Annotated in this window: 16 protein-coding genes; 5 read left to right on the forward strand and 11 right to left on the reverse strand. The window is 66.9% G+C overall.

All coding sequences use genetic code 11. The annotated features are described in order from the left end of the window. Nucleotides 1-6: 6 nt before the first annotated feature. The 8 genes from AC5P6S_RS01360 to prpB all read right to left on the reverse strand — a co-directional run bounded on the left by AC5P6S_RS01360 (nucleotide 7) and on the right by prpB (nucleotide 13,350). Entirely contained in the window at nucleotides 7-4,914 is a 4,908-nt protein-coding gene (locus AC5P6S_RS01360; RefSeq protein ID WP_495204432.1) for an alpha-2-macroglobulin family protein, read from the reverse strand. Nucleotides 4,915-5,077: 163 nt separating this feature from the next. Further along, nucleotides 5,078-6,538 (reverse strand): bifunctional 2-methylcitrate dehydratase/aconitate hydratase, encoded by a 1,461-nt coding sequence (locus AC5P6S_RS01365; protein ID WP_012481005.1) that lies wholly within the window; start codon nucleotides 6,536-6,538, stop codon nucleotides 5,078-5,080. A gap of 124 nt (nucleotides 6,539-6,662) precedes the next feature. Further along, nucleotides 6,663-7,841 (reverse strand): 2-methylaconitate cis-trans isomerase PrpF, encoded by a 1,179-nt coding sequence (gene prpF, locus AC5P6S_RS01370; protein ID WP_043034518.1) that lies wholly within the window; start codon nucleotides 7,839-7,841, stop codon nucleotides 6,663-6,665. Nucleotides 7,842-7,844: 3 nt separating this feature from the next. Then, on the reverse strand, nucleotides 7,845-8,207 hold the full coding sequence (locus tag AC5P6S_RS01375) for a type II toxin-antitoxin system RelE/ParE family toxin (RefSeq protein WP_005414161.1): 363 nt from the start codon (nucleotides 8,205-8,207) through the stop codon (nucleotides 7,845-7,847). After that, complete coding sequence (locus AC5P6S_RS01380; RefSeq protein ID WP_005410653.1) at nucleotides 8,204-8,446, reverse strand: type II toxin-antitoxin system ParD family antitoxin; 243 nt, start codon at nucleotides 8,444-8,446, stop codon at nucleotides 8,204-8,206. Before AC5P6S_RS01380 ends, AC5P6S_RS01375 begins: the two co-directional genes overlap by 4 nt. A 100-nt stretch (nucleotides 8,447-8,546) precedes the next feature. Next, the gene (gene acnD, locus AC5P6S_RS01385) at nucleotides 8,547-11,165 is read right to left on the reverse strand and encodes a Fe/S-dependent 2-methylisocitrate dehydratase AcnD (protein WP_138970179.1); all 2,619 of its coding nucleotides are present in this window, start codon (nucleotides 11,163-11,165) and stop codon (nucleotides 8,547-8,549) included. 97 nt (nucleotides 11,166-11,262) lie between these two features. Further along, the gene (prpC, locus tag AC5P6S_RS01390; protein ID WP_005410655.1) at nucleotides 11,263-12,420 is read right to left on the reverse strand and encodes a bifunctional 2-methylcitrate synthase/citrate synthase; all 1,158 of its coding nucleotides are present in this window, start codon (nucleotides 12,418-12,420) and stop codon (nucleotides 11,263-11,265) included. A 36-nt stretch (nucleotides 12,421-12,456) separates the two neighbouring features. Next, nucleotides 12,457-13,350: a methylisocitrate lyase gene (gene prpB, locus AC5P6S_RS01395; protein WP_049396079.1), complete on the reverse strand. Its 894-nt coding sequence runs from the start codon at nucleotides 13,348-13,350 to the stop codon at nucleotides 12,457-12,459. A gap of 154 nt (nucleotides 13,351-13,504) precedes the next feature. On the opposite strand from prpB, the gene prpR reads away from it, so the two are divergent. Continuing rightward, complete coding sequence (gene prpR, locus AC5P6S_RS01400; protein WP_049396067.1) at nucleotides 13,505-15,088, forward strand: propionate catabolism operon regulatory protein PrpR; 1,584 nt, start codon at nucleotides 13,505-13,507, stop codon at nucleotides 15,086-15,088. 55 nt (nucleotides 15,089-15,143) lie between these two features. On the opposite strand, the gene AC5P6S_RS01405 is transcribed toward prpR, so the two are convergent. Together AC5P6S_RS01405 and pdxH are read right to left on the reverse strand one after the other, a co-directional pair. Beyond that, nucleotides 15,144-15,503, reverse strand: coding sequence for a YqfO family protein (locus tag AC5P6S_RS01405; RefSeq protein ID WP_049396068.1), 360 nt, complete (start codon nucleotides 15,501-15,503; stop codon nucleotides 15,144-15,146). 9 nt (nucleotides 15,504-15,512) lie between these two features. Then, nucleotides 15,513-16,112, reverse strand: coding sequence for a pyridoxamine 5'-phosphate oxidase (pdxH, locus tag AC5P6S_RS01410; RefSeq protein ID WP_495204433.1), 600 nt, complete (start codon nucleotides 16,110-16,112; stop codon nucleotides 15,513-15,515). A gap of 40 nt (nucleotides 16,113-16,152) precedes the next feature. Between pdxH and AC5P6S_RS01415 the strand changes: the two genes are divergently transcribed. Continuing rightward, nucleotides 16,153-16,980, forward strand: coding sequence for a kinase (locus tag AC5P6S_RS01415; RefSeq protein ID WP_495204434.1), 828 nt, complete (start codon nucleotides 16,153-16,155; stop codon nucleotides 16,978-16,980). A 6-nt stretch (nucleotides 16,981-16,986) separates the two neighbouring features. Here the strand turns inward: AC5P6S_RS01415 and AC5P6S_RS01420 are convergent, their stop codons facing one another. Beyond that, nucleotides 16,987-17,190, reverse strand: a complete 204-nt coding sequence (locus tag AC5P6S_RS01420; protein ID WP_005410663.1) for a dodecin family protein — start codon at nucleotides 17,188-17,190, stop codon at nucleotides 16,987-16,989. Between the two features lie 98 nt (nucleotides 17,191-17,288). Here AC5P6S_RS01420 and AC5P6S_RS01425 point away from each other — a divergent pair, with 98 nt between their 5' ends. The 3 genes from AC5P6S_RS01425 to AC5P6S_RS01435 all read left to right on the forward strand — a co-directional run bounded on the left by AC5P6S_RS01425 (nucleotide 17,289) and on the right by AC5P6S_RS01435 (nucleotide 19,281). Next, the gene (locus tag AC5P6S_RS01425) at nucleotides 17,289-17,831 is read left to right on the forward strand and encodes a shikimate kinase (RefSeq protein WP_012481014.1); all 543 of its coding nucleotides are present in this window, start codon (nucleotides 17,289-17,291) and stop codon (nucleotides 17,829-17,831) included. After that, a complete protein-coding gene (aroB, locus tag AC5P6S_RS01430; RefSeq protein ID WP_043034513.1) occupies nucleotides 17,828-18,940 on the forward strand; it encodes a 3-dehydroquinate synthase in 1,113 nt (370 codons plus the stop codon). Before AC5P6S_RS01425 ends, aroB begins: the two co-directional genes overlap by 4 nt. 101 nt (nucleotides 18,941-19,041) lie before the next feature. Continuing rightward, a complete protein-coding gene (locus tag AC5P6S_RS01435) occupies nucleotides 19,042-19,281 on the forward strand; it encodes a WGR domain-containing protein (RefSeq protein WP_005410666.1) in 240 nt (79 codons plus the stop codon). Nucleotides 19,282-19,290: the final 9 nt, after the last annotated feature.

Here is a 19,290-nt window from a genome sequence, read left to right on the forward strand (position 1 = left end):
GCGCGGTCACGGCTGTACCACCGTGATCGTGGTCGGGTTGCTGCGGCCGACGCCGCGCAGCTGCGGCCGGTACATGTCCTCCACCAGCGGCGGCGGCACCGAGTAGGTACCCGGGGTCACCGCGCGCACCAGGTAGAACACGTTGGCCTTGCTGCCACGCGAGAGCTTCAGCGCGGCCACGTAGCGGTCGTCGCGGAATTCCTCGTGCTTGGTATCGGCGGCTTCACCCCGGTCGCTGATGGTGATGCCATCGACCACCACGTCGGCCCACTGCTTGGCATCGCCCAGGTTGAAGTTCTCGATCTCCAGGCCGGCCGGCAGCAGGTCGGTCAGCAGTGCATCGGGCATCGTGGTGTCGGCGGTGACGGTGACGCGCACGATCAGGGCTTCGCCTTCCTTCAGCGGCCGCGGCGACCACGGCTTGCCATCGGTGCCGTAGTAGCTGCGCTCGACGCCCAGCACGCTGTTGTCCGGTGCCGGCGCGCTACGCGGGATACCGGCCACGTCGATGCTGGCGAACATCGGCGGCTGGCCCTGCGGGGTGAAGCGCACGCCGCTGGCGAGTTCATTTGCACTGAAGTTGCGGCCGAACAGCTTGCGTTCGCCGATGGCTTCGGTGTTGCCACCGATCACCAGTTCACCGGCCACCAGCGCCTTCTGGTTGGCAGCAAGCGCCTTGCCAAGGCGGGCAATCGCTACCTGTTCCTGCGTGCTCAGCCACATCCAGCCGGCATTGCGGCGCGCATCCAGGCCACGGCCGAGGTCAACCGCACGTGCATCCCAGGCCGGCTTGGCCAGCTTGTTTTCGTGGGTCAGCGCGATCATCAGCGCGTCATCACGGATCGCACTGCCGTAGTCGCCGAAGTACGACGGGCGTTCGCTGCTGGACTTGGCGAAGGCCGCCGCCAGCGCGGCCTGGCCGCGCTTGGCATCGCCCTGCAACGACAGCGCCACGCCCAGGTGGACCAGCGACAGGCCGCCGACCGCCTTGCTGCGCTCGTTGTCGTACAGCGTGCGCAGGGTACCCAGCGGCGCACGGTTGACCCGGGCCAGCACGTAGCCCGAGTACGCCTGGTTGGCGAACTTCAGCTTCTCGCGGTCGTCCTGGCCATAGAACTGGTTGCCACCGGACAGCAGATCCTCGCTGAGGCGGTTGAGTGCCTTCTGCAGCACGTTGTCGGGCACGGCGAAGCCGGCGTCCTTGGCATCGAGCAGGAACTCGGTGATGTACGGGGTCAGCCACGGGTTCACGTAGCCGTCGTCACCCCACATCGAGAAGTTGCCATTGGCCACCTGCATCGACGCCAGGCGGCCAAACGCACCTTCCATGCGCTCGCGACGGGTCTTGGCATCCAGCCCGTCGGCACCGAGCATCGACGAAGTGGCCTGGTCCAGGATCAGCGCGGCGTAACCCTTGCTGGTGGTCTGCTCGGCACAGCCGTACGGGTAGTTCAGCGCGCCCTGCAGCGCACTGGCGAACGGGATCGGCGGCAGCGGGCTGACCAGCAGGCGGGCATTCACCGACTCGGCCATCAGGCCATCGGTCAGGCTGTTGTCGAGGCTGACCGCGGCCAACGGATCAAGCGTGCGCACCTGCGAACGCAGCACCTGCGGCCACGCCGCACGCACCGGCAGGTCGTAACGGCGATCGGCCTTGAAGCCGTTGCCGTCCACCCGCACCCGCACCTTGGCCACGCTGTGGCCCTCGCGTGCCGAAAGCGGGAAGCTCAACGTGGTCTTGGCATCGGCATTCAACTGCACGCTGCGGCTGCCTTCGCCCAGGTTCAGCGGTCCCTCGCTTTCCACCTTCACGTTGAACTGGCCCGGCTTGCCGGTGAAGTTCTGCACATCCAGGGTCACGGTGCTGCGGTCGCCCGGGGCGAGCACGCGCGGCATGCTGGCTTCAGCCAGGATCGGCGCGCGCACAACCGTTTCCACGTCGCGCTTGCCGTACTGGTCATCGCTGTAGACCAGTGCCGACACCCGCAGGGTACCGTTGAAGTCCGGCACCTTCAGGCGGATGCGGGCGATGCCCTTGGCATCGAGCTGCACCGGGCCAGAGAACAGGTCCACGGTCTGCACGCGCGCAGTCGGGCGCTTGGCCTGCGGCAACGCCTGCAGCGCCATGTCGCCACCGAACTTCAGCTTGCCGGCACCGCCGTCAAAGCTCTCGATCACCCGGCTGTAGATGTCGTAGGCATCGATGCCGAGGCGACGCTGGGCGAAGAAGTGCGCACCGGCATCGGGCACCGGGAAGCGGGTGATGTTGAGGATGCCCACGTCCACCGCCGAGACCGTGACGTGCGCCATTTTGCCGGCCAGCTGCGGTGCGCTGACCGTCACCGGCAGGTCCTGTTCCGGTCGCATCTGCTTGGGCGCTGCCAGGCCGACGGCCACGGTGCGCCCCTTGCGGTCCATCGGTACGTGCACCACGCCCACCGCACGGGCCGGGGTGATCTTGCTCGGCGCACTGCCGCCGCGGAACACCAGCGCGGTGATGTAGACGTCGTGGCGCTCCCAGTCAGCGGTGACCGGAATCTTGAAGGTCGAACCCGGCTTGGCGTCGATGTCCTGCACGTAGAGCATGCGGTCGGTCTCGACCATCAGGATGCCCTTGCCGGCGTGCGGCGGGGTCACCGTCACCTCTAGCGTGTCGCCTGCCTTGTAGCCGGTCTTGTCCAGGCCCAGCTTGATCTTGTCAGGGCGCGCGTCCAGGCCGCGGTTGTCATCCCCCCAGCTCCAGCCGGCGCGGAACGGGTAACGGCTGGTCAGGCCGGTGGACGGGTCGAACACGTCCACCCGGTACTCACCCCACTCCACCGGGAAATCGAAGGCGACCGCACTGCTGCCGGCATCGACGGTGCGGGTTTCCTTGTTCTCGAAACGACGGGTGAAATCGTAGTCCCAGCGGTTGTCGTTGAAGGTCCAGTGGTAGTCGCGCAGCTCGCGCACCAGAGTGATCTTCAGGCCCTTGGCCGGCTGCGGCGTACCAGCAGCATCCACGCGCATCAATTCGAAGCGCGCGTTGCCGTTGGAATCGGCACCGTCCTCCGGGTTGAACAGCGGGCGTACACCGACCAGGGCGTTGGCCGGCCACATCACCCGCTTCAGGGTACGGGTGACGGTGCGGCCACCGGTTTCATACAGGCTGCCGGACAGCACCACGGCAATCGGCGCCTTGGCCTTGGCCGCCTCTTCCGGCAGCGCCACATCCTCACGCAGCTGGCCGTTGCCCGGCAACGTGGTGTCGATCACGTCCTTGGCCTCGCGCGGCAGCTGCAGGGTCGGGTCACCGAAGAAATAGCCCGGCAGGCCCTCCACCGGCTTCTGTTCGGCGGCCACCGCCATACGTGCCGTGAAGCGGTTGCCATCGGCCGGTGCCCCGTACAGATAGGCACCATTGGCCTGCAGGCGCAGGTCCTCACCCGGCTTCAGCGTCTTCTGCGCGCTGTCCAGGTCCAGCTTCATGCGTTCCGGCAGGAACTCCTCGATGCGCAGGGTCATGCCCTGGATCGCTTCCTTGCTGGCCGGGTCGGTGCGGAACTCGACCTGCCAGCGCCCGGTCGGCGCCTCGGCGGGAATGACCTGCTCGAAGTTGATGTAGCCCTGGTCGCCCGGCTGCAGGCGGGTCTCGCGGAAAGTCTTGCCGTCGGGCTGCTTCAGGCGCAGGAATACCGGCTGCGCCTTGACCGGCTTGCCGTCGTTGTCGCGCAGCAGGGCGGACAGGCGCACGGTCTCGCCCGGGCGGTACAGGTCGCGGCCGGACCAGGCGTAGACGTCGAACCAGGCATTGTCACGGCCGGCCACGGCGAATTCGCTCAGATCCAGCGCCGGCTGGTTGAACGGCAGGAAGCTGGTGTCCTTGCCGGTGCTGGCGACCAGCACGTGGGTGGCATCCAGGGTGTAGTTCAACAGCGCGTTGCCATTGCCATCGGTGCTGCCCTTCAGCACCACCTCGCCCTTGGCATCGAGCACGCGCAGGTCGATGCCCTTCAGCGGCACGCCGTCCTTCAGGCCGGCGGTATGGACGAACAGCTTGTCCTTGTAGGCGCGGGTATGCAGGCCGATGTCGCTGACCGAGAAGAACGCGGTATCGAACTCGCCTTCGTAGTCACCGGTGCGCTTGAGCAGGGCGAAGTACAGGCCCGGCTCCTGCAGGTCCTTGATGTCCTGGGTCGGCAGGTAGGTCAGCACCCGCTCGTTCTTCTTGCCGCCCAGGATGAAGCGGTTGACGTAGACCGGCTCTGCCAGCTTGTTGATCGGGCTGCGCTCGTAGTCGCTGCTCAGCTCCCAGCTGCCGCGGCGGCCACCGCGCTGGTACTGGCTGAAGAAGGTCGGCAGGTCCTTCTCGCGCACGCGCAGGAATTCGACGTCGACCTCCGGCACGTTCACCGAGACCACCGGCAGGCCACGACTGTCCTTGGCCGGCAGCACGCTGCCCTGCGAGGCGAAGCCGACCACCGGCTTCAGCTCGCCGCTGAACACCTTCTGCTTCAGCTCCTTGCCCAGCCGGCTGCCATCGGCGGCCAGCAGGTCCGGCGAGACCACCAGGCTGAACTCCTTGCCGGCCTCGACGAACGGGTAGCGCAGGGTCAGGCCGTCATCGGACAGCGTCCAGCTGCTGTCGTCGGTGCCGACCTTCTCCTCGAAGCGCACCAGCTTGTCGAAATCCTGGGTACCGACCAGCGGGCGCGAGAACTCCAGCGCCAGCGACAGGCCGTCATTCTTCTGGTCCGGGTAGGCACGCAGCAGGGTGAATTCCTTCACCTGCTCGGCCTTGGTGGTGATCGCCTCACCACTGGCCTTGGGCAGCTGCCCGCTGTCATTGCGGCAGCCGGCCAGCCCCAGCAACAGGCCTCCTGCCAGTACCGCCGCCGCCCATCCCCACCGCTTCCGCCGTGCCGGACCGCTCATGTCGTCACTCCTTGATCGAGGCGGCCATTATAGGCAGGCCGCGTCAAGGTGTTGACGCGATTTCGGCAATTGCCCCAGGCGCGGGTAGTGCCGGCCGCTGGCCGGCAACCGGCATGGCAGGTTGGATGGAATTGCCGGCCAGCGGCCGGCACTACCGATCGCCCTAGCCCGGCAGGTACAGGTCCACGTAGTCGGTCACCGGCATTGCCGCCAGCGCCACCGGGTCCAGCGATGCGGCCAGGATGCGCTGCTGCTGGCTGGTCGGGAAGCGGTGGGCCAAGTGCCGGCGGAACTTGTCCATCAGCAGCGGAATGCCTTCCTCGCGACGGCGGGCATGGCCGAGCGGGTACTCCACCAGCACCTCGGGCAGCTCGGTGCCATCGGTGAAGCGCACGCTCAGGCCGTTGGCGATGCTGCGCTTGTCAGGTTCCAGGTAATCGGCGCTGAGCTGCGGGTCTTCATGGCAGGTCATTTTCGCGCGCAGCGCATCGATGCGCGGATCCGCCGCCACATCGTCCTCGTAGTCCTCTGCCACCAGCCGCCCATGCAGCAATGCGATGGCGACCATGTACTGCACGCAGTGGTCGCGGTCGGCCGGGTTATGCAGTGGGCCCTGCTTGTCGATGATGCGGATGCAGGCTTCCTGGGTCCGGATCGCGATGTGCGCAATGTCCTCGACCCGCCGCCCCATCGCACGCAACTGCTGGTGCAGCATGACCGCGGCCTCCACTGCGGTCTGGCCGTGGAACTCGGCCGGGTAGCTGATCTTGAACAGCACGTTCTCCATCACATAGCTGCCTAACGGTCGCCCCAGCGTCAGTGCCTGACCGCGCATGGACACGGCCTCGAAGCCCCAGGTTGGCGCGCTGAGCACGCTGGGATAGCCCATCTCACCACTGGCCGCCATCAAGGCCAGGCGCACGCCACGGCTGGTCGCATCGCCGGCGGCCCAGCTCTTGCGCGAGCCGGTGTTGGGAGCGTGCCGGTAGGTGCGCAGCGCTTGGCCATCGACCCAGGCCAGCGACAGCGCATTGAGCATGCGCTCGCGGTCCAGCCCGAGCAGTTGGGCGACCACGGCAGTGGTGGCCACCTTGACCAGCACCACGTGGTCGAGCCCGACCCGGTTGAAGGAGTTCTGCAGCGCCATCACGCCCTGGATCTCGTGCGCCTTGATCATCGCCAGCAGCACATCGTGCACGGTCGGCGGCGGACGACGCAGGGCCTGCGCGTTGCGTCCCAGCCAATCGCAAACAGCCAAGATGCCGCCGAGATTGTCGGAAGGATGGCCCCACTCGGCAGCCAGCCAGGTGTCGTTGAAATCCAGCCAGCGCACCATTGCGCCGAGATTGAAGGCGGCCTGCACCGGGTCCAGCACGTAGTGCGTGCCCGGCACGCGCGCGCCGTTGACCACGCTGATGCCCGGCACCAGTGGACCGAGCAGCTTGCTGCAGGCCGGGAAAGAAAGTGCCTCCAGTCCGCACCCAAGCGTATCGAGCAGGCAGTGGTGCGCGGTCTGGAACGCCAGCGGTGAGTCGATGCGTGCGTCGCGCACGTAATCGACGATGTCCACCAGCAGCGCATCCCACGCTGCACGCTCGTTGGATGGGGTGTGGCTGTCGGACATCGTCAATCTCCTCGTTGCGGTGCACGGTTGCCCGTGCACCATGCCAACCAAGGTTGGCATCTACCAAAGCAATCGATCTCTGCGGCCCGGTAGTCGCCAACCTTGGTTGGCGTTTACCAACGCATCACTCGGCCGGTACCCGCACCTTGCCTTCCATCAATACGCGGGCGCTGCGGCTCATGATGGCCTTGGTCACTGTCCACTGGCCGTCAACGAGACCTGCCTGTGCACCCACGCGCAACGTGCCCGAGGGATGACCGAACGTCACCGCTTCGCGTTCGCCGCCGCCGGCGGCGCGATTGACCAGCGTGCCCGGGATCGCCGCCGCAGTGCCGATCGCTACGGCGGCGGTACCCATCATCGCGTGGTGCAGCTTGCCCATCGACAACGCGCGCGCATGCAGGTCGATCGCCGAGGCCGGGATGGCCTTGCCACTGGACGACACATAGTCCTGAGCCGGTGCAACGAACGCCACCTTCGGCGTGTGCTGGCGCGTCGCCGCGTCCTCCAGGTTCTTGATCAGACCCATGCGCAAGGCGCCGTAGGCGCGGATCTTCTCGAAGCGCTCCAGCGCTCTCTTGTCCTCGTTGATCGCCGGTTGCAGCTCGATACCGGTGTAGCCGAGGTCGGCGGCGTTGAGGAAGATGGTCGGGATGCCGGCGGTGATCATGGTCACCTCGAAGCTGCCCACGCCGGGCACGTCCAATGTATCGACCAGATTGCCGGTCGGAAACATCGCGCCCGCATCACCGTCATCGGACGGATCGATGAATTCCAGCTGGATCTCGGCCGCCGGGAAGGTCACGCCATCCAGCTCGAAATCGCCGGTCTCCTGCACTTCGCCATCGCGCATCGGCACGTGGGCGATGATGGTCTTGCCGATGTTGGCCTGCCAGATGCGTACGGTGCACAGGCCATCGCGCGGCACCCGGGCCGGATCGATCAGCCCATGGGCGATCGCGAACGGACCCACCGCGGTGCTGAGGTTGCCGCAATTGCCGCTCCAGTCGACGAAGGCGGTATCGATCGAGACCTGGCCGTACAGGTAGTCCACATCGTGGTCCGGCACCGAAGCGGTGGAGATGATCACGCATTTGCTGGTGCTGGACGTTGCACCGCCCATGCCATCGGTCTGCTTGCCATACGGATCGGGCGAGCCGATCACGCGCATCAGCAGCGCATCGCGTGCGGCGCCCGGCACCTGCGCGGCCTCGGGCAGGTCCTGCAGGCGGAAGAACACGCCCTTGCTGGTGCCACCGCGCATGTAGGTGGCGGGAATACGGAGTTGCGGGAGGAAGGTCATGGATCAGTATCCTGGATGCGACGAACCAATATCGGGGTTGAGCTTCTCGTCTTCGAACAGTGCTTCCATGCCCCGCGAAGCATTCCAGATGCGCACGATGGAAACGTGCGCAGGTAGCTCCACGTAGTAGATCAGGTAGCCGTTGAAGCGACGAACCGGATGAAAACGCAACGGCGCTGGCAGCGAGGGCAACAGACCCGCATGCAGTGCGGAACCAGCACCCGGGTGGGCCTCGATCAGCTTTACAACGGATTCCACCGCATCGATGAAGCCGATTTCCAGCACTTCTCCGCCCTGATCTGCATACCAGCCTGCGGCCTGGTCAAGATCTCGAACCGCTGCGGGGGACCAGTGCGAGGGCTTCACTTGCGGTTCCGTGCACGCTCACGCAGCTTGTCAAAGTGATCCGGCGCCAGAGGCGCCGAAGGTCCCGACGCCAGCCCCTCGGCAATCAGCTGCTTGAGCAGTTCTTCGGCCTTGCTGCGCTGGCGCTGGCGGATCAGGTCACGCACATAGTCCGACGTACTGGAGTAGCCGCCTTCGCGCACTTCTTCGTCCACGAACTGCTTGAGCGGATCGGTCAGCGAAATGTTCATGGTGGCCATGAAACTCTCCTTTGGCAGTTTTTGCCAAGCCAGTGTGCGCCCTGCCCTGGGGTCGGACAAGCCCGCCCCCGGCCTCCGGGGGCGGGCATTCAGCCGGCTATCACGCCACCCTGGCCCCTTCCAGGAAGTCCTGGGCGAAGCGCTGCAGCACGCCGCCGGCTTCGTAGATCGCTACTTCCTCGTCGCTGTCCAGACGGCAAGTGACCGGCACCACCACGTCCTGGCCGTCACGGCGGTGGATGACCAGGGTCAGCTCGGCACGCGGGGTACGCTCGCCGATCACGTCAAAGGTCTCGGTGCCATCGATCCCCAGGGTCAGGCGGGTGGTGCCCGGCTTGAACTCCAGCGGCAGCACGCCCATGCCGATCAGGTTGGTGCGGTGGATGCGCTCGAAGCCCTCGGCCACGATCGCCTCCACGCCGGCCAGACGCACGCCCTTTGCGGCCCAGTCACGCGAGCTGCCCTGGCCGTAGTCGGCACCGGCGATGATGATCAGCGGCTGCTTGCGCTCCATGTAGGTCTCGATCGCCTCCCACATGCGCATCACCTTGCCTTCCGGCTCCACGCGCGCCAGCGAACCCTGCTTCACGCTGCCGTCGTCATTGCGCACCATTTCGTTGAACAGCTTCGGATTGGCGAAGGTGGCGCGCTGCGCGGTCAGGTGGTCGCCGCGATGCGTGGCGTAGGAATTGAAGTCCTCTTCCGGCAGGCCCATCTTCGCCAGGTATTCGCCGGCGGCACTGGACGCCAGGATCGCGTTGGACGGCGACAGGTGGTCGGTGGTGATGTTGTCCGGCAGCACCGCCAGCGCGCGCATGCCTGCCAGCGTGCGCTCGCCGGCCAGTGCGCCCTCCCAGTACGGAGGACGGCGGATGTAGGTGCTCTGCGGGCGCCAGTCGTACAGCGGGCTGACCGCGGTGCCGTGCTCCACGCGCACGTTGAACATCGGGTTGTAGACCTTGCGGAACTGCTCGGGCTTCACCGAGGCCTTCACCACCGCGTCGATCTCGGCATCGCTGGGCCAGATGTCCTTCAGGCGCACTTCGTTGCCGTCGGCGTCCACGCCCAGCACGTCCCTCTCGATATCGAAGCGGACGGTGCCGGCGATGGCATAGGCGATCACCAGCGGCGGCGAGGCCAGGAAGGCCTGCCTGGCGTACGGATGGATGCGGCCATCGAAGTTGCGGTTACCCGACAGCACGGCCGTGGAATACAGGTCACGGTCGATGATTTCCTGCTGGATCTTCGGATCCAGCGCACCACTCATGCCATTGCAGGTAGTGCACGCGAAGGCGACGATGCCGAAGCCGAGCTGTTCCAGGTCGGGCAGCAGACCGGATTCTTCCAGGTACAGCTGGACGGCCTTGGAACCCGGCGCCAGCGACGACTTCACCCACGGCTTGCGCTGCAGGCCACGCGCGTTGGCGTTGCGCGCCAGCAGTGCGGCGGCGATCACGTTGCGCGGATTGGAGGTGTTGGTGCAGCTGGTGATGGCCGCGATGATCACCGCGCCATCGGGCATCAGGCCCTGCGCCTGCTCGGCCTTGCCCGCTTCCAGCTTGGCCTCGTCGGCGATGCCGCGCTCGGCCAGCTCGGCAGTGGCCACGCGCTTGTGCGGGTTGGACGGGCCAGCCATGTTGCGCACCACGCTGGACAGGTCGAAGCGCAGCACGCGCTCGTACTGCGCGGTCGCCAGATCGTCGGCCCACAGACCGGTGGTGCGTGCGTAGTTTTCCACCAGCGCTACCTGCGACTCCTCGCGCCCGGTCAGGCGCAGGTAATCGGTGGTCTGCGCGTCGATGTAGAACATCGCGGCGGTGGCCCCGTATTCGGGGCACATGTTGGAGATGGTGGCACGGTCACCGATGGTCAGTGCCGCGGCACCCTCGCCGAAGAATTCAAGCCACGCGCCGACCACGCGTTCCTTGCGCAGGAACTCGGTCAGCGCCAGCACCACGTCGGTGGCGGTGATGCCCGGCTGCGGGCGGCCAGTCAGTTCGACACCGACGGTGTCGGGCAGGCGCATCCACGACGCGCGGCCCAGCATCACGTTCTCCGCTTCCAGACCACCCACACCAATGGCGATCACACCCAGCGCATCCACGTGCGGGGTGTGGCTGTCGGTGCCCACGCAGGTATCCGGGAAGGCCACGCCGTCCTGCACGTAGATCACCGGAGACATCTTCTCCAGGTTGATCTGGTGCATGATGCCGTTGCCCGGCGGAATCACATCCACGTTCTGGAATGCCTGCTTGGTCCAGTCGATGAAGTGGAAACGGTCTTCATTGCGACGATCTTCGATCGCGCGGTTCTTCTCGAACGCCTGCGGATCGAAACCACCGCACTCCACCGCCAGCGAGTGATCGACGATCAGCTGCACCGGCACAACCGGGTTGACCTTGGCCGGGTCACCACCCTTGTCGGCGATCGCATCACGCAGGCCGGCCAGGTCCACCAGCGCGGTCTGGCCGAGGATGTCGTGGCAGACCACGCGCGCCGGGAACCACGGGAAATCGAGGTCGCGACGGCGCTCGATCAGCTGCTTCAGCGAATCGCCGAGCGTGGCCGGATCGCAGCGACGCACCAGGTTCTCGGCCAGCACGCGCGAGGTGTACGGCAGGGTGGCGTAGGCGCCGGGCTGGATCGCATCGACAGCGGCACGCGCGTCGAAATAATCCAGCGCGCTGCCGGGGAGGTTCTTGCGGTAATCGGTATTCATGGGCTGGCGGAGTACTTGGGGCGGGCCGGGTGCCGGCGGTGCGGCGGCGAAAGCACCCGGCCGGCACGCGGCCGGCCGGATGGGTACGGCAGGTGGATCAGACGCGCTTGTCGATGGCGACGAAGTCGCGGTCTTCCGGACCGATGTAGTTGGCGCTCGGGCGGATGATCTTGCCGTCGATACGCTGCTCGACGATGTGCGCGCTCCAGCCGGCGGTGCGGGCGATCACGAACAGGGGAGTGAACATCGCGGTCGGCACGCCCATCATGTGGTAGCTGACGGCGCTGAACCAGTCCAGGTTCGGGAACATCTTCTTGATGTCCCACATCACCGATTCCAGGCGCTCGGCGATGTTGTACATCTTCATGCTCGACTGCTCTTCGGACAGCTCGCGGGCCACGTCCTTGATCACCTTGTTGCGCGGATCAGAGACGGTGTAGACCGGGTGGCCGAAACCGATCACCACTTCCTTGCGCTCGACGCGGGCCTTGATGTCTTCCTCGGCCTCATCGGGACTGTCGTAGCGCTTCTGCACTTCGAACGCCACTTCGTTGGCGCCGCCGTGCTTCGGACCGCGCAGCGCGCCGATGCCACCGCAGATCGCGCTGTACATGTCGCTGCCGGTGCCGGCAATGACGCGGCAGGTGAACGTCGAGGCGTTGAACTCGTGCTCCGCGTACAGGATCAGCGAGGTGTGCATCGCCTTCACCCACGATTCCTGCGGCTTCTCGCCGTGGAGCAGGTGCAGGAAGTGGCCGCCGATCGAGTCATCGTCGGTTTCCACGTCGATGGCACGGCCGTTGTGGCTCCAGTGGTACCAGTACAGCAGCATCGAACCGAGGCAGGCCATCAGCTTGTCGGCGATGTCACGCGCGCCCGGATGGTTGTGGTCGTCCTTCTCCGGCGCCACGCAGCCGAGCACGGACACGCCGGTACGCATCACGTCCATCGGGTGTGCCGACGGCGGAAGCTCTTCCAGCGCCGCCTTCACCGCAGCAGGAATGCCACGCAGCGACTTCAGTTTGGCCTTGTACGAAACCAGCTCGGCGCGGGTCGGCAGCTTGCCGTGCACCAGCAGGTAGGCGATTTCCTCGAACTCGCTGGTGTTGGCCAGGTCCAGGATGTCGTAGCCGCGGTAGTGCAGGTCGTTGCCGCTGCGGCCCACGCTGCACAGCGCGGTGTTGCCGGCGGCGGTGCCGGACAGGGCGACGGACTTCTTCGGCTTGAAGGTCGGGGTTGCGGTCGTATCGTTCATGTTTCCCTCCGAAAACTTGATGGTGCAGGGTACTGCTTATTTCTTGGCGGCGAACAGTGCATCGAGCTGCTGCTCGAAGGCGTGGTAGCCGATGCGGTCGTAGAGTTCTTCGCGGGTCTGCATGGTCTCCACCACGTTGCGCTGGTGGCCATCGCGGCGCACCGCCTGGTAGACGTTCTCGGCGGCCTTGTTGGCAGCGCGGAAGGCCGACAGCGGGAACAGCTGGATCGCAACGCCGGCAGAAGCCAGTTCATCGCGGCTGAACAGCGGGGTGGCGCCGAATTCGGTGATGTTGGCCAGCACCGGCACCTTCACCGCGTCGACGAAGCGGCGATAGGTGTCCAGGTCGTAGGCCGCCTCGGCGAAGATGCCGTCCGCACCGGCCTCGACACAGGCGATGGCGCGCTCGATGGCCTTGTCCACGCCGTCCACCTGGATGGCATCGGTACGCGCGATCAGGAAGAAGTCCGGATCGGTCTTGGCATCGGCAGCCGCCTTCACGCGGTCGACCATTTCACCCTGCGAGACGATTTCCTTGCCCGGGCGGTGACCGCAGCGCTTGGCGCCGACCTGGTCTTCGATGTGGCAGGCGGCCGCGCCGGCCTTGATCAGCGACTTCACGGTGCGCGCGATGTTGAACGCGCTCGGGCCGAAGCCGGTGTCGATGTCGACCATCAACGGCAGGTCGCAGACATCAGTGATGCGGCGCACGTCCACCAGCACGTCTTCCAGGGTGTTGATGCCCAGGTCCGGCAGGCCCAGCGAGCCCGCGGCAACACCGCCGCCGGACAGGTAAATGGCGCTGAAGCCGGCGCGCTTGGCCAGCAGGGCGTGGTTGGCGTTGATCGCGCCGATCACCTGCAGCGGCGATTCGGCAGCCAGCGCCTCACGGAAGCGGGCACCGGCGGAGAAAGGAGTGGAAGCGGTCATGCGGCAATCCAGGTTGAAGTACGGGAAAGAGAGCGCAAGCACCATGCCAAGCTGCAAGCCGTTGATTTAACGGGAATGACGCCCATGCAACAACGAAACATATGAAACATTGAAACAGATGTATCATGAAACATCCCGTCCAACGCGCGCCGCCATGTACCTGCCCCGCTCGCCCCTGCGCCACGCCGATGCCGACCCCAGTCGGCCGGTGATCTGGACCGTCAGCGTCTCGCGGCTGACCGGTCTTCTCGGCGACGTCATTCCCGAGTTCGATCGCCGCGCGCGTATCGAGCAGATCAACCTCGGCTTCGAGGAAGCGGTGGACGTGATCGGCCAGCGCCTGCGCCGCGAGCACTGCGACGTGGTCATCGCCGGCGGCTCCAACGCGGCCTGGCTGCGCAGCCGGCTGGAGCTGCCGCTGGTGCCGATCCAGGCCAACGGCTTCGACCTGATGGAAGCCTTGGCGCGCGCACGGCGGATCGCCGGCCGTATCGGCCTGGTCACCCACGCCAGCGACGTGCCGGTGTTCAGCAACTTCCAGCAGAGCTTCGGCCTGGACATCGAGCATCGCCGCTTCGTCACCCGCGAGGACGCCCGCGACTGCATCGCCGACCTGCGCGCCAACGGCATCGAGGTGATCGTCGGCACCGGCATGGCCATCGACCACGCCGAACAGGCCGGCCTGCCCGGCGTGCTGCTGTACTCGGCAGATTCGGTACGGCAAGCGTTCGAGCACGCGTTGGAACTGACCCAGACCCTGGCCCGCTCCGGCGGCAGCCGGCCCGCGCCGCGCCGCCGTGCCGCACCGCGCAGCGATGCCCACGACCTGCTCGGCGACAGCGAGGCCATGGCACAGGTGCGCGCACAGATCGCGCTGTACGCCCCGCATGACAGCACCGTACTGGTCACCGGCGAAACCGGCACCGGCAAGGAACTGGTGGCGCGCCAGCTGCACGCCGCCAGCGGACGCCGTGGCCGCTTCGTGGCACTGAACTGTGGCGCGATCAGCGAATCGCTGCTGGAAGCGGAGCTGTTCGGCTACAGCGATGGCGCCTTCACCGGCGCACGCCGTGGCGGCCGCGTCGGCCTGGTCGAGGCCGCTGACAGCGGCACCCTGTTCCTGGATGAAATCGGCGAACTGCCGCTGCCACTGCAGACCCGCCTGCTGCGGGTGCTGGAAGAACGCGAGGTACTGCGTGTCGGTGCCACCGAGCCGACCCCGGTCGACCTTCGCGTGGTGGCCGCGACCCTGCAGTCGCTCGAGCAGCGCGTGGCGGCCGGCAGCTTCCGCCGCGACCTGTATTACCGCCTGGCCGCGCTGCGCATCGCCCTGCCCGCACTGCGTGCCCGGCGCGGTGACATCCCGCTGCTGGCGCAGCATTTCTTCCGCCAGCTGCGTGGTATCGACGCGCCACTGGATGCGGAGGCACTGGCGGTGCTGACCACCGCCGAGTGGCCAGGAAACGTGCGCGAATTGCGCAATCTGGTGGATCGGCTGCGCATCCATTGGCAACCCGGTGAAGGGCTGATTGATGCCGCGCGACTGCTGCAGCTGGCACCCGAACTGGTGAATGAGGGCGCCGCTGCGCTACCGGTGGAAAACAACGGCAAGCGGCCGCCGCGTCCGCAGTTGGAAACGCTGTTGCAGGAACACCGCAATGACCGCGAGGGGATGGCGCAGGCGCTGGGGGTATCCCGCACCACCCTGTGGCGCTGGTTGCGCGCTGAAGGCCTGTAGAAGTCGAGCTTGCTCGACTGCTTGTGCGGAAACATCAGTCGAGCATGGCTCGACTCTACAACGGCAGCCCGTCCGCCAACAGCAGCTCGATCTCCTCCACCTGCACCACCGGCACCTGCCACGGGTGATGCGGCGCGATGCCCTGTTCAAAGATGCGCTGCAGCCGCTGCGGATCGCGTGGCAGGCAGAATTCCAGGCGCACGCTGTCGACCACTTCGGTGTGGCCCGCCTCACCCTGCACGGGCGACGCACCCGCGTGCGGCCGGAACTGCTCGAATCCTGGCGCCGACCACCACATGCCATGCTCGTAGTCGCCGGCCGCCAGCGCGTCCACTGCCAGGATGCCCTGCTTCACCGCGTCCAGTGCCGCAGTCGGCACGAACACCACCACGCGGTACAGCGGCAGGCGTTGCATCGGGCGGCCTTACGGGTAAAGCAGGCGCTTGCTCCAGCGCCCTTCGGCACCGGCTTCATAGCACCAGCGTTCGTGCAGGCGGAACTGCGCGCCGTACCAGAACTCGATGCGGTCGGGCACCACGCGCAGGCCACTCCAGCCCTCCGGGCGCGGCACATTCTTGCCCTCGAAGCGGGCTTCGACCTCGGCCACGCGCGCATCGAATTCCTCGCGCGTTGCCAGCGTCTTCGACTGCTGCGAGGCCCACGCGCCAATCTGGCTCATGCGCGGGCGGCTGGCGAAATAGGCATCGGCTTCGGCATCGGCGACCTGCTCGACACGGCCTTCAATGCGCACCTGGATACCGGCTTCGCGCAGGCTGCGCCACAGGAACAACAGCGCGGCCTGCGGATTGGCCTGCAGCTCCTGGCCCTTATGGCTGTTCAGGTGGGTATAGAACACGAAACCACGCTCATCGAACGCCTTCAGCAGCACGGTACGTGCAGAGGGACGCCCGTGCGTATCGGCGGTGGCCACGGTCATCGCGTTCGGCTCGACCTCGCGGCTCTGTTTGGCCTCTTCGAACAGGCCGGCAAACGTGGACAGGGCTTCGGCGTACAGGTCGCTCATGATTGCGTTCTTCTCACACGGATTGGGCTATTGTGGCTGCATGGTCGCTGCTGCGTATATGCCCCAGGTGAAAGGATTCCCCGAAACATTGGCCGAACAGGTGCTGGACGATGCACTGGGCAACGCTGCAGCGGTTCCAGTATTGGCGATCAGCGGCCTGCAGGGGAGCGGCAAATCGACGCTGGCCGCGCAGGTGGTGGCGCGCGCCCAGTCGCGCGGCCTGAACGCCGCCACGCTGTCCATCGATGATGTCTACCTGACCCGCGCACAGCGGCAGCGGCTGGCCCGCCAGGTGCACCCGCTGCTGATCACGCGCGGCCCGCCGGGCACCCATGACCTGCCGTTGGCCCATGCAGTGCTGGACGCCGTGGCCACACGCCAGCCCTTCGCGATGCCACGCTTCGACAAGCTGGCCGATGAACGCCTGCCCGAAGCGCACTGGCCGCAGCTGCAACGACCGCTGGACCTGCTGGTCTTCGAAGGCTGGTTCCTGGGCACCCCCGCGCAGGATGAGGACGCGCTGGACAGCCCGTTGAACGCACTGGAGCGCGAAGCCGACGCCGATGGTCGCTGGCGGCGCTGGTGCAACCAGGCGCTGGCCCGCGACTACCCGGCGCTGTGGCAGCGCTGCGACCGCCTGTGGTTCCTGCAGCCACCGGATTTCTCGGTGGTACCGCGCTGGCGCTGGCAGCAGGAGCAGAACCTGCAGGCCGCGCAGCCGGGCCGGCACGGCATGAGCCGGCCACAGCTGGAGCGCTTCGTGCAGTACTACGAGCGGGTCAGCCGCCAGGCGCTGCATGCCCTGCCCGCCCTGGCCGACCACGTGGTGGTGCTGGACGGCCAGCGACAGGTGCAGGACGTGCGCTGAGCGCGCCTATTCCACCAGGAAGGTCACCCGCAGGTTGACCCGCCATTCGGTGATTTCGCCGCTGCCATTGGTCACCACCTTGGTCTCGTTCACCCAGGCGCCCTGGATGCCCTTGACCGTCTCGGAGACCTTCTTCAGACCGCTGCGCACGGCGTCCTCCACGCTCTTCGGCGAGGAGGCGGTGATTTCGATGACCTTGGCGACCGTCATGGCCTGTACTCCGGTTGGCGCGGGAAACCCCGCAGGAACGCCTACCCTGACGTGAAGGACGTAAAGGCCAGGGCACGGAGGTGTTAGCATCACAGGGCATGAATCCTGCTCCGAACCTGATCCTGATCGGCCCGATGGGCGCCGGCAAAACCTGCATCGGCCGCCGCCTGGCCGAGCGCTTCACGCTGGACTTCGTCGATGTCGACCAGGCCATCGTCGATGCCGCCGGCGCCAGCATCCCGACCATTTTCGAGCACTCCGGCGAAGCCGGCTTCCGCAGCCATGAACGCGAGGCGCTTGCCCGCGTGCTGGAAGGTCGCGGCCAGCTGGTCTCCACCGGCGGCGGCGCGGTGCTGGATCCTGGCAACCGTGCGTTGATCGCCCAGCGCGGCTTCGTGGTCTACCTGCGGGTCAGCGTGAACGCGCAGCTGGAACGCCTGGCCCGCGACAAAGGCAGGCCGCTGCTGCAGCGCCCGGACCGTGAGCAGGTGCTGCACGATCTGGCCGCGCACCGCGACCCGCTGTACCGCGAACTGGCCGACATCACCCTTGATACCGACCCGTACACCGCTGCCGACGCGACCGCCCACCTGGTGGTCAAGCTGGCCACGCAATGGCAGCGCCAGGACCTGACCCCATGACTTCCCCCGCCCTGCTGCAGGTCGCCGTCGGCGGCGACCGCCCTTACTCCATCACCATCGGCGCCGGTGCGCAGGCAGACGGCATCGCGCTGGCCTCGCATGTGCGTGGCCGCCACGTGCTTTTGCTCAGCGACAGCGAAGTGGCCCCGCGCTATCTGGATGCCGTGAAGCAGACCCTTCTGACCGCACGCCCCGACCTGATCGTCGGCGAGCATGTGCTGGCCGCGGGCGAAGCCTCCAAGACGCTGGCCGAATTCGGCCGTGCCATCGAAGCGCTGGCCGCGCTTGGCGCCACCCGCGACGCCTGCGTGTTCGCCCTCGGCGGCGGCGTGGTCGGTGATCTGGCCGGCTTCGCCGCGGCCTGCTGGATGCGCGGCGTGGACTGCGTGCAGCTGCCGACCACCCTGTTGGCGATGGTCGATTCGTCGGTGGGCGGCAAGACTGCGGTCGACATCCCGGCCGGCAAGAACCTGGTCGGCGCGTTCCATCCGCCGCGCGCGGTGATCGCCGATACCCGTGTGCTGGCCACCCTGCCGCCGCGCGAGCTGCGTGCCGGCCTGGCCGAAGTGGTGAAGTACGGCGCGCTGGGTGATGCCGTGTTCTTCGAATGGCTGCAGCAGCATGCCGATGCGCTGCTGGCCGGCGAGGATGCGGTACTGGCCGAAGCCATCGCGCGCAGCTGCCGGCACAAGGCTGCCATCGTCGAGCGTGATCCGTTCGAGAAGGGCGAGCGCGCCCTGCTCAACCTCGGCCATACCTTCGGCCATGCCATCGAGACCGAGCAGGGCTACTCGGCCCCGGGCCGCGATGCACTGAACCACGGCGAAGCGGTCGCGGTGGGCATGGTACTGGCCGCGAAGCTGTCCACTCACCTGGGCCTGGCCGACGATGCCGATCGCGCACGCCTGCAGGCGCTGCTGGAACGGCTCGGCCTGCCGGTGTCGATCCCGGCCGGGCTGGACCCGCAGGCCCTGCTCGGCCGCATGCGGCTGGACAAGAAGAATGTGGCCGGCCGCCTGCGCCTGGTGCTGTGGCGCGGCATGGGCCGCGCCGAAGTGGTGCCGGACGTGGATGAGGCGGCGGTGCTGAAGGTGCTGTCGGCCCGGTAGTGCCGGCCGCTGGCCGGCAACGTCAGCAACGAGGAAGCCGGCCAGCGGCCGGCACGACCGCGTTGCGGCCGGGGTCACCCTGGCCCCGCTACAATCGGCCCATGCACGTCTACCTGCAACATCCCGACGCCGGTGCGCAGGCACCGCGCTTCCTGCGCCTGAGCCTGCAGCCGGACCTGTTCGGCGGCTGGGAGCTGCTGCGCGAGAGCGGCCGCGTCGGCAACCGCTCGCAGCTGCGGCGCGAGCTGTTCCTGCAGGCTGACGAAGCCCGTCATGCCTTCGAGAAGGCCCGCGATGCCGAACTGCATCGCGGCTTCCAGATCCTCTCGCACGGCGACTGACGCCGCTGC

The sequence above is a fragment of the Stenotrophomonas sp. YJH_SMC_119 genome (genome assembly GCF_059368315.1).